At 45.8% G+C, this 12,629-nt stretch carries 4 protein-coding genes; all 4 read left to right on the top strand.

Annotated features, from left to right (window positions below; all coding sequences use genetic code 11):
• Positions 1-194: 194 nt before the first annotated feature.
• Complete coding sequence (locus ACJJIW_RS00390) at positions 195-863, top strand: DNA-3-methyladenine glycosylase I (protein ID WP_444893072.1); 669 nt, start codon at positions 195-197, stop codon at positions 861-863.
• 638 nt (positions 864-1,501) lie between these two features.
• Positions 1,502-3,706, top strand: a complete 2,205-nt coding sequence (locus tag ACJJIW_RS00385; protein WP_444936441.1) for a hypothetical protein — start codon at positions 1,502-1,504, stop codon at positions 3,704-3,706.
• Positions 3,707-4,308: 602 nt separating this feature from the next.
• A complete protein-coding gene (locus tag ACJJIW_RS00380; RefSeq protein ID WP_444936440.1) occupies positions 4,309-11,241 on the top strand; it encodes an FG-GAP-like repeat-containing protein in 6,933 nt (2,310 codons plus the stop codon).
• Positions 11,238-11,726, top strand: a complete 489-nt coding sequence (locus ACJJIW_RS00375) for a hypothetical protein (protein WP_444936439.1) — start codon at positions 11,238-11,240, stop codon at positions 11,724-11,726. The genes ACJJIW_RS00380 and ACJJIW_RS00375 overlap by 4 nt, the downstream gene beginning before the upstream one ends.
• Positions 11,727-12,629: the final 903 nt, after the last annotated feature.

Here is a 12,629-nt window from a genome sequence, read left to right as displayed (position 1 = left end):
TGTTGGAAGAATTGAACTGTCCTTTTCTTTTACAGCAATCTGAAATATTTACCTCTAGAACCTGTTGGCTTTTCGTATTGTGTGGGCAGGCTAAGCGTGTACAACACTTTTTAGTGTTCCGCTAAAAACTAAATACTTTGAATTTCTAGTTATAGGCGTAGAATGAAGGTGGATTTATCTGGAAGGTCTGAATTATGCGTGAGTTCGCCGCCATTGAGGCACCTGTGATTGATCGATTTGGAGGGTTAGACGGACTTCAGTCGAAGCTGGTTAAGCCCAAGCCTGCGCAGTTCCTGAGAGAGATACATGATAGCCAGTGGTTGTCATCGGCATCCCGGGCTGTTTTCCAAGCCGGTTTTAGCTGGAAGGTTGTTGAAAAAAAGTGGCCGGATATAGAGAAAATCTTTTATGGCTTTGATGTTTCGTTCTGTCGTTACTTGCCTGAAGAGGCACTAGATGACCTAATGCGGCAGGAAGGTATGATCAAGCACTGGACTAAAACTCGCTCCATTCAGAGAAATGCAGACTTCTTCTGGCATTTATCTAATGAGCATGGAAGTTTGGGCCAGTATTTTTCCAGCTGGAATACAGACAACTATATTGAGAATCTTCTGTACCTACGTAAAGGTGGCGATCGACTTGGTGGTAAGACTGCCCAAGTATTTCTAAGACGAATGGGAGTTGATACTTTGGTTTTTGCGAGTGATACCATTCGAGCCCTTATTCGAGAAGGGGTTGTCGACAAGTCCCCCTCCTCCAAGAAAGACTGGGCAGCATTAAAAGCAGCCATTGAAATTTGGCAATCCCAGTCAAATCGTAGTTTAAATGAGATTAGCCAGATATTGTCACTTTCGGTAGGCTAAACAACAGAGGTATTTAGTTGGTAGAAGTACCTGCTTGGACTTCTATCAATTAGAGGGTTTGATCGAACACTATTCTTCCATGTCTGCCGGCATAACCTGAAAATCCACCGATAACGAAGCCTCATACTGAACTTCATCGAAGGAGTTAACCCCAGTTTCTCTATATGCTTCTGAAAAGCTAATTTCAGCTTACTATTTCTAGCTCTGGAAGCAGTAACGATAATCTCTTCTATTGCTCCAGCTCTTGCTGTTCCATGGTAGTTGACATTCTTCACAGTGAATAAATAAGGGTCCGATTCAGTACCAGCTTATAGTGTATTAATGGGATTATATCAGTTTTATAAACTTCTCAGTTTCGGTAGACCGTTACAGCTGTAACAGTTGAATGAAAGTGTATGCTATAAAAAATTGGCCAACTTTTATTCGTGCAGATTCGCTTTACTCGGTGATAGTTTAATACCGTTTATCGCTATGGAGTTACCACTTATCGCCCCCAGGCGGCCCCCAGAACCAGTTCACAGACAATCGATTGCATTCCTCTAAAGTTCACGCCGGTCCTTAGCGTGGAGATACAAATTCAGGCGAGGATATTAAGTAGTAATGAATTATTTTAGTGACATACGAGTTGGGCAGAACTGATGGGCTTACTAATAAATAAAAAGTTATTGGCACTTTCTTTAACAGCATTGCTGGCCGCATGTGGCGGTGGGGGAGGAGGTTCCTCTTCAGATTCAAGTAGTTCTTCTACAGATAGCGGTAGTGGTCAGGGTAGTAGTGGTCAAGGTAGTAGTGGCGAGGATACGTCTGGCGATGATAATACGCCGATTTCCGATAATGTCGGTACCACAGTTGTTCTTGGGGATGTGGAACTTACTGATTTGGGGTTTGCGTCATTGACCGCTATTGATGTAACCCTACCAGAAGGAATGAACAATGCTCGTGAGGTTTATCAGATGGCGCACTACATAGCGCGTACTGACGGGGAGCAGGATGAAGAGGATATTGATATCCCGATTCGCAGTTATACTGCGACCTGTGCGACAGACACTGACACTCCGAGGATGTTTGTTTCTACTACTTTGTCAGAGGGTGACACTGCTGCGGATACGACCCACGGTTCTGTTTATGAGCTGCAGTATGATCCAGATACTTCCAGTTTTGAGCCAACAGGAAATGCTACGCTGTTAAACCAGTGTTATGAATCCCACGGCATAGCCGTAAGTTCCGATTGCTCCACGGTAGCAGTTCTATGCAATACCGAGTATCAAGCCAATGAGCGCTATGACGTCGAGGCTGATCTTATTGAGCAATATGGTTCAACCTGGATGAAAATGGAAGATAATATTGACACCATTGAATCCCGTATTGAGAACGAAATTGGTCTTTTGGTTGCTACCAACCACAGTAAATATATTGATTTCTTTACAGAGCACCCCTCTCTGACTTTTGATGATTTCCTTGCTGGCTTGGAGGCAACCTTCCCTGATACTGATTTTGGAGACTCACCTTCATTCACCACCATTAAAGGGTCAGATATGCAGGAGGAGATGGATTATATTATTTCCAGCCTATCCTCTGGTGACTTTGATGATTTGTTGCAGCATATTCGCGATGCCAGCTACAGTTATAACGAGCAGATCTGGCTTTTGGAATGGGAAAATCAGTCTTTGGATGAAGTTCCCGATGCTTATGTAGTCAATAAAATGCATGGTGGAACTCATCTTGGCGCACAAGAGCTGATTTATGTTGAAGATGACAGCCAAGGTCGTAGTAGCTACGGGTTCTCAGTTTCTGCGCGGGTATTTGACGGGAATGGGAGTTCCCATTATTCGGCAGGCTTAACGGTTATTGATCGTAATAATTGGTCTCTGGATATGAGTAGCACAGATAATCGCGGTTGGTATTGGGCTTGCGGTGATGGCCACGTTGTAAATATTCGCTCGTTCTATAATCCAGATAATGAAATGTTCGGTGCAATTTGTACCAGTGATTGGAATGATTGGATTGGCAGTACTCATGGGCAGCTGGGAACTATTGCCGTGAAAATGGAAACTTCCAGTTCGTCTACAGAAGGACGCTTTAATCACTTCGTTCCTTCAACGTCTGCGATGGTATCTAATGGTGGCGGTCATACTGTTGTACCAGTGGATGCCAATACGAACCTTTCTTTGGTTGTTTCGCCTAAATATATTGAAGATGTGGATATGGATCGTTTTCTCCAGGATGAAGTCGGTATTGATCCATCTGGGATAGGCCCGTTCGATGAAGATTGTGCAGATTACGACACCACAAACTGTTTCCTGTCCTACATGAGTTATAACTACTGGGAAGATGACGATAGTTTCTCCACAATAACAAGGCAGGGACTTTATTCTGGTGATGCATTAGATTCCAGCTCATTAACCCGTATTGGCATCGCCAAGGTCAGCTCTACAGGTAGTATGGAGGGGCAGGGCTTTAATTGGTTGGTCGAGGATGATGATTGCCAAATCAGTGATCCACAACTTATTGATTTAAAAAATGGACGTTACTTATTTGGGTATGCAAAATTTCAGTGTATTTCTGACAACCTCACATATAACCGTATTTATGCCGATAACGGTTCTAAGCGATTGTTAGTACCAAAGGCCTTCTATGTAATGGAAATTGATGCAGATTTAAATGTACTTGAAGGGCCCGTAGAATTGCCAAATTATGGTTGGGGTGGCTTGGATGAGCCTATGTATTTAGGCGATGGAAAGGTGGCTTGGACTTATATCAAGAATCCAACGCATGATAGCTATGTGAGTGGTCAGCAAAATGTTTGGCAGGCAATGGTATATCATTCGAATAGCGTGAACTGACAATGCTGGGGGAGCTATGTCTCCCCCTTGTTAATAATTGTAAATAGTTTTCTACAGACTTTTGATACCCTTTTCGCTTGGGCTGAGTCGTGATTTTCTGGAGCTTACTTTCTTGGCATCTCATTTTTTTCGCTTGATTGTGCTCTAAATTTATCTTTCTAACTCCATTTCCCTTTTTGTTTGCCTCATAATTATCATTAGGTGTCGCTATTCCTTTTGTTGATTTGCTCACATATTCACACCTTGGTGTCAAGCGGCGCTCTTCTTTTTGAGTTGTTGCGGACATATTTTGCGGTAATGTGGATTTTCTGCTTGTGGGTGCTTAGAAAAAATTCTAGTGCATATATGAAGCGAAAATATGACTTTTATTGCATTTGTGCTTTTTCTCAAATTGTTATTTGTTGTTTTAGGCTTTTCTTGTAAAAATGTTCTTTACAGAATAGTATTCCGGCAATTTTTTACATTTTAGAAATGTTTGTAAGTGCAGTTGTTTAGGGGCACTTTCTGGTTACGTACTTAAAACAATAAGAACTTGACCTTTATTCTTACGCTAAAGAAACGTAAGTAGCCTACAAAAGCATCGTTCTGGGGGATGAAGAAGCATGTTAAAAATGAAATCGGTATTGGGTTGTCTTTTCGATTTTCGAACCCCCCTTAAATTAGCATTATTTTTTACTTTTGCAGGTTTCGTTGGAGCAGCTAATGCCAATGATGTCGAGTGGACAAGAGTTGGCCATGAAGTATTGACTGGGGATTATGATGGAGATGGTAATGATGACCTCTACCTGTCACCAAATCCTAATTATGTCTTACTTCACGGAGATGTAATTACCCCTATTGTTACCGATTCGTTGTACGAGGCAATTGTACTGCTCTCTAACGGTGATGGGACTTACAGCGTAATCTCTTCTCCCAATCAGTCAACGCTGGATGGTGTCAATTGGTCCAGTGCACGCCAATCACTTTTGACGGGCGATTTTGATGGGGATGGTAATACTGACTATTTCCTGCAAGGCACCAGCGCCAGTGATGACAGCCTGGTTTTATTGTCGGGGAATACTCCTGTTATCTCAGATTATTTGGATAGCAATTTATTTGCATCTAATCGGGCATCGGTGTCGGTATCGGATGTTGATGGTGACGGGATTGATGATCTGCTGCTTGAAGGCTCTGATAGTGTTCATGAAGTAGCTTACGGTGATAGCAGTGGTGAGCTATCAGCGCTTAAGGTTTACCTGGATAGCAGTAGTAGTTTTGTTGCCCTTTCGAAAGGCAATGCCGGGGTGGGGCCCACCGGAACAGCTTCATATAATATGCCCCTTGAGATCCCTGTGGGTATTAATGGGATAGAGCCTAAGCTCTCTTTAGGATACAGCAGTCAAAGTGGTAACGGCTTGCTGGGAATGGGGTGGCAACTAAACGGCCTTTCCTATATTCATCGCTGCAAGCCGACTCTGGCAACAGAGGGCACGTCTGCCCAGTCGGGGGTGGAGCGTTACAGCACCAGTGAGCGCCTTTGTCTGGACGGGAAAAAACTGATTGCAGTTAGCGCTGCCAGTGATCCTGCAACCAATAGCCAATACTGGGCAAGCGGTACAGAGTACCGCACTGAGATTGATACATTTACCAAGATAGTTTCCAGTGGCTCACAAAGTAATGGGCCCAAGTATTTTAAAGCCTGGACCCGCAGTGGCCTGATTCTGGAATTTGGTAATACTTCAAATAGCCGGGTGGAGGCCCCAGGCCAATCCAGCGGTCCTATAGGCACTTGGGCTGTCAATAAAGTAACCGACCGTTTTGGTAATAGTTATACGGTTACCTATTACGAGGATAATTCTTCCGGTGAGTTTTATCCCCAGCGAGTGGATTATAGTCCCGATTCAGCTGTGCGTTTTGAATATGAAGATCGCGAGACTGGTAGTGCCAGCTATCTGACAGATCGCCCCTGGGGTTATGACGATGGTGGCAGTATCGTCACCAGCAAGCTTCTTACATCAGTAACCACCTATATTGGTGTTACCAATCCCTCAAGCTCTACCAGTGGAACCCCTGTGCGGGAATATAACCTGCACTATGAGCGTGGCGGTATTACTCATCGATATCGCCTGGCGGGTATAACCGAATGTGGGTATCGTGATGATGGGGTGACCCAGGATTGCGCGCGACCGACTACTTTTGCTTGGCAGGATGGTGAAATGGGCTTTGAAAGCCCAGATTTTAGCCACTGTGAAAATGATCCAGCTGATTACCTCCGTTCTGTATCTCCTTTGATTATGGATGTCGATAATGATGGTATTAAGGACATTGTTTTTAAGGGTGATAGTTGGTTTGTTGCTCGGGGGACTGAGGAGGGTTGTTTTACTTCTACAGCGGTTACCACGTCAGATGGTGTCATTACAGAGGGCACCGATGATGGGGATATCGTTCAGCCCATTAGGCTTGGTAGTGAGTACGGGATGCTTTTGGGGGATCGGTCCGTTGCTCCTACAGGCCAAGCATATTTAGCGTTACATATAGTCCGATTTGATCTCGATGGTTCTGGTAACTCTACAATTACCAAGGTTTTCCCTAAAGATGATGACTGTTGCGCCAATATGGTGTCCTCTCAGGCCACTGTGGTAGTTGCGGATTTTAATAGTGATGGTCGCGATGACTTTTTCCTAAGTCGTATCGGGTTTGGTGGTTCTGTATGGTTGAGGAATGACGCTGAATGGGATGATGGCGGGGATAATTTTGTTGATAAAGGTGATGGCTCCATGTACGGGAGTTCGGATCGTTTCAGCACAAGAAGCCCCTTGGTTGTTGATATAGATAATGACGGTCTGCTAGATCTTTCTGTTCATAGCAGTAGTGGGCGCTACATTCTTAGAAACAAGGGTGATGGAGTTCTGGAATATGACTCCACACCGATTTTACCGCGCGGTGATGGTGAAGATGTTGATATCGTGCAGGTCTCCGAGTTGTCAGGCACAAACCGGTCAATTTTTAGGACTAATAAGTGGCATATAAAAACGACGAAACACAAGCATTACGACACTAACTATAACGGTATATTTACCGATATTAATGGCGATGGACTGCAAGACTTCTTGGTCCGAATTACAGATGATGGTGCAACAAACGGTAGCTGGCGGATCTATTTAAACGAAGGCGGTACATTTGGTGATGAAATTGACACAGGTATTAGTACTGGTGATCACCAAAACCAGGTGTCCTTCCCGATGGACTATAACCGCGATGGGTTAATGGATATTGTCGCTCAGAAGGCGGATGGATCGGCCTGGAGAGTATTGCTGTCGACACAAGTAACCGATTCGCAGGGGCAGGCAACTCCAACTTTTGTAGAGCTCGATGTTGACCCCTTTGGTGGGATTCTGGAGCACCTGTTGGATTACGATATCTCTGAAGATAATCCTCCAGTGATATTTGATATCAATAGCGATGGCCAAGCAGATGTTTACTATAGTAGGGCGGCTCCATCTGAGGTTGGGGGAGCTGGAGACCCTGTTCAATTATTAATGGGAGCTGAGAGTAGGACTGATCTCTTAAAGAGTGCCACTAACAGTCTTGGTGCCGGCGTAGAATTTTCATACAGCCCCCTGATATCTAGTCGTATAGTGAATGGCGGTAGCGTATATACCAGTGTACAGGGCTCTGATTTTCCGGCTATTAATGATGTCAGTGGCCACTATGTGGTTTACCAAACGGAAACCAGTGATGGCTTAGGAGGAGATAGAAATCGTTATTATCACTATAAGGGATTCAAGCGCGATCTATACGGTCGTGGTTTCTTGGGCTTTGAAGAGCAGATAGTTGAAGATGCTGTTTCCGATTTGGTTACAACCAGCGAATACTTGCAAGAGTTTCCCTACACTGGATTTTTGTCTTCCAAGACGATTAAAAACTCCAATGGCAAGCTGGTAGAGATAATCGATAATAGCTATAAGCTACATAGCAGTAATGATCGCTTCCCCTATTTGGCCGATAGTATTACCCGTGAATACGGCTTAACAACGAGTAGTGCATCCTCTCCTCAAAAAGTTAGCAAGGCAGAGAGCAGTTTTGATGCCTACGGAAACCCGCTAACGGTTACTTTAACATCCGGTGCAGGCCTCTCTGGCAGTACGGTGACCGGGGTGGAGGGCACTAAGAAAACAGTTAGTAGTGTTTCCCCCAATGAAAGTGACTGGCTGATTTCCTTTGTAGGTAGCCGTACGGTAACTACTAATAATGGTAGTAGCTCCGATCAGCGTTCCTATACCCATACCTACACTGCAGAACCGGATACTCTTGCGGTAGCGGTCAGTAAGGAGTTTGTGGGCGAGGATAACTGGCTGCAAACCACTTACACACGCAATAGCCAGGGCTTGGTGACTAATACCAAGGTTACCGGTGGCGATATCGATGGCGGCAATGTAAGTAGCCGCTCCATTGAAACGCTCAGTGATTTCCTGGACCAGCTCTATCCCCAGACTGTAAAAAATGCACTGGACCATACCGGCACTTTAACCTATGACACACGGTATGGCCTGGTTAACTCTACTACCGATGCCAACGGGTTGACCCAAACCACGCTGTATGACGCATTTGGCCGTGCTGAGGTTGAGCAGTCTGCAGATGGCACCTACACAGAAATTTTCCGTTATTTCTGTGACTCTGGTGAGGTGTCTTGCCCTGCAGACGCTGTATATGCGGTAATTTCTGAGATAACTAATGATGCCTTGCCAGGCTATCTCGGCGCTCCGACCTCAGCGGTCTACTACGACATGCTGGGGCGAGAGGTGCGCAGTGAGCAACTCACCATGAGTGGCGGCAGCGTTAAAGTGGATACTGAGTACAATACGGCTGGCCAAGTCTACCGTGAATCAGAGCCTTTTACTGGAAGCTCAGCGACGGCCTGGACGACTTATACCTATGACGAGCTGTCACGGATGGAGACCAAGCAGCGTGATGCAGGTGGCAGCCTTGTAATTAGTTACAGTAGTGACAGCACTTACGCACAAAAAATAAAGCGTACGGTGACGGTAGAAGATGGTGATGGAGGCAGTAGCCAGCAAGAGCACTACACCTACTTAAATAGTTTGGGGCAGGTTGTTCGTGTTGTAGATGCCAATAGCACGCCTATCTCCTATGAGTACGATAGCCAGGGTAACCTGGTGCAAACTGAAGTTAACGGTGATTCAAATACTCGGATTTCTATTGATTACGACTTGTCTGGCAATAAAGTTCAGATGCAAGACCCCGACTCGGGGCAGCTCAACTTTGAATACGATGGGCTGGGTCAGTTGCGCAGGCAGACTTGGGCTAAGGGAACGGGTAATGAAAAGTATTTTACCCAGGAGTTTGATTTACTGGGCCGGGTTACCTCCCGTATAGATACTGCCGCAGATAATACGTCTGAGACCAGTAGCTGGGTTTACGATACAACCAAGTACGGTCTGCTCAGCAGTAAATCCAAGGCGGACTTTAGTGAATCCTATCATTACGACAGCCTGACACGAGTTGACCAGATATCGACATCAATTACTGGGCTGGGCACAAAGAGTTTTTCTTATAGTTACGATGCTTTCAGTCGGGAGCAATCAGTTATTTATCCTGGAGGCTTTGCTGTTGAGCATAGCTATGACAGCAAAGGTTTCCCGCTGTACGCCTACGATATTACCGATCTCAGTGCCCCAGCCTTGCTGTGGCAGGCGGATGATACTGAGGATGAGCGGGGCAACCTGATTTATCAGCAGTACGGTAATGGCCTGATCAGTAAAAGTATTTACGATAGCGACAGTGGCTTGTTAACCGGAATTATTACCGGAGATGGAAACTTGGGGGGTACGGTTACCGGCAATATCCAATCCCTAAGTTATCAGTATGACAGCATGGGCAACCTGCTGAATCGGGCCAGCAGCAGAGAGGACAGTGCGGGTTCAGCGCAGGAAGCGATTGTCGAGAGCTTTACTTTTGATGACCTTAACCGCCTGACCAAAGCGAGTACCACGGGCCTTTCCTCTGGCAGTCGGGTTATCAATTACGGTTATGATGACCTGGGCAATCTGACCTCCCGTACCGATGTGGGCACCCTTAAATACGAGCGTAGCGGTAATGCTGGCGTCCATGCGGTAACTGAAGCGGGCGGTCTTTCATACCAGTACGACGTTTACGGCAATATGACGAGTCGGGCAGGTGTTGCTGCGGAGTACGATGTATTTAACAAGCCCACCCGTATAGATAGCACCTACTTCAGTTATGGTCCGGACCGCGCTCGCTATAAGCAGGTCAATGATTCAGTAACTACTTACTACCTGGCGGGAGGCCAGTATGAAGTAGTGGTTGGGGAGAGTGGCACCACCCAAAAGAGCTACCTGGGTAGCTACCTTTTGCACAGTGAAGCTGATTCCGGCGATACACAAATACTCTATATGCACCTCGATCACCTGGGGTCTGTAGAGAGTATTACCGATGCCGATGGCAACTTGGTGGAGCGGTTAGCCTACAGCCCATTTGGATTGCGCCGCCTGGATGATTGGAGTGATGGCGACCCAACTGCTGGTGATCCAGAGGCTCTAACGACCACAAAGGGTTACACCGGCCATGAAATGCTGGATCAGCTCTCTTTGGTGCATATGAATGGGCGGGTCTATGATCCAGTCATTGGCCGCTTTATGAGCACGGATCTGTTTATCCAGTCGCCTTACAATAGCCAGAGCTTCAACCGGTATTCCTATACCTTTAACAACCCGCTCAGCTTTGTTGATCCCAGTGGCTACTATGTAGTTGGTAATAGTGAGCAGTCTACTCATCGTTTCAATGACCCAGGGGTTCTTGATGATGGCGAAATCATAGTGATTGGTCATCCACCTGAGAATGGAAGTTTTTGGATCGATAATCTTGGCGCCTATGACGCGGCCATGCGCAACCTCCAGAAGATCCAGGATTATGGTGTTCAACAAGGAGGGCTCTTAGGGGCATTTATCTATGTTGGGTCAACCACGATATTTGAGGTGTTTATTGCTGATGGCTTGCAAGCAATAGATCATGCGGCGGCTGGGAACTTGTCTCAGGCTGGCGCGGCTGCGATATTCTTTGTTGTTAAGCCATTAAAAGCAGCAAAAACTTTAGAGAAGCTGGAGGATGATGCGGAGGAGCTTGGGGATTCTTTAACGCAGGTTGCAAAGAGTCCAGCGTCTAGGCTGGCAGACAAAGCTCAAGGTTTACCATCTTCTCAAAGACCGAATGTAGTAGCGGTTATAAAACATAAAGATGGAACTGTAACTGTAGGTAGAAATCAGGGGGGGTATGAAAACTCTACTGTTCAAAATGCGTTAGATAACGCGCCAGCGAATTGCTACGGTGGCCAATGTGCGGAAATTAATGCTCTTTCTCGTGCCCTAAATAAGGGTAGGAGTTTGGATGGGGCAACCGTATCTGTTTCGAATGTTCGTGGGGCTGGAAGCACATCGGGAATTCATGGGACACCCAAAGCGCCTTGTAATACTTGTTCAAGCGTTTTAGACCAGTTAGGGGTTAAATATACGCAATGATGAAAAAGGATCTAAATGTTCGTCAAATGCAGGCTTATGCGGCTTTATGTCTGCTAATATTTTGCGATCACATTCGCGTTACTAATAGTGCGATTACTGAGTTGATAAAGCATCTGCTTTCCATGTCAACGGCAAATAGCCTTCCTGACTGGGAGCAGGCAGGTACAGAAATTGCGATTACTGGTAGAGGTGACCCTGTTCCTGTAGAGGTTGATGAAGCCATCCCACATAATTTTAAAGATACATTCAATAGTTTGGTGGAATGTTGCGTAGAAGTGGGGATCGTTGATATGTATGGCGCTAGCACAGAACAACCTAGAATGTTTTTGGAAAAATGCATTTGTATTGTACAAAACCTCGGTCTTGAATTACCGCCTGTTGAGAGCCTTGTTAAGTTGGGTAAAGGTGAGGATGCATGGGGTAAGCCGGTAAGTGAAGTGGTATTGAGCGACTTTATTGAGGTGACTGGCTTGAAGTTGAATTGATTTGGTTCAGCAATGTTGCAAAGGGAATAGACAAGTTTAGTTGGGCTCCAAAAAAACTAGTAGTCTAGGACACTCATAGATTGTAGGAGACTTACTAACCTATGGGTTTCCAGGGTAGGTATGATTTCTAGACATTAACTACGTCTGCAAATCTTGATACCCATAGATTAAGGAGAGGCGCTAGCAGTATTGCTAGCGACTATCTCTAGCGGCCATTGCAACTTAGTTAAGAGCTAAGCGCTATGAAGTTGTGGAGAGTTCCACTTGGGCTTGAAATGGTGAATTTGAATAAAAAGCAGAAGGATAGCGTTGGGAAACTGCATGGGAATTAGCAGGGTTTAGCAGAAAGGAAGCGTCCGAGGAGGAAATGGACACCCAGTGCGCCGAGATAAATCGGCAAAAGATTGGAGGTGAAAGCCCTATACCCGGTAAGGTTTAGCAAGCCGCTGAGGCCCCGAGTCATGGGCGTTGTCCGGTAACGGCCAGGGTTAAGCGTTGACAGGGGAAGGTGCAGGCTCAGTATTGAGCTCCGAAAACAAGATTTGAGATCGCCGACCTTGTTGGGTGATGGGGAAGGCAACAGAGGTAGATGCGTTTCTTGCGAGTATCTACATCGGTCTCCGGAGTCAACTGACCTGATGCATGTACTGATGTCTTTTGCGCGGAACTCGGGAGATCCTGTAGGTGATTCGTGCGTGTCCCGCACGGGTCGGGTCCGGCGAAGCCAGTTAGGCAAAGGCCGGGTATTTACGCCTTCAGGAAGTCAGATAGATCCATAGTAGTGAAGAACCCGGTGAACAAAGTGCTAACTAATAAAGTGCCGCATGGCGGAGCCGGTGGAGCGAAGGGATCTAACGATAAGAAATGGCGTTCTAAAAGAGGAAATGGACACCCATAGATTAG

The sequence above is a fragment of the Microbulbifer maximicatervae (SeqCode) genome (genome assembly GCF_052467815.1).
The sequence above is the reverse complement of the archived record's forward strand: the minus strand, read 5'-3'. Positions and strand labels throughout refer to the sequence as shown.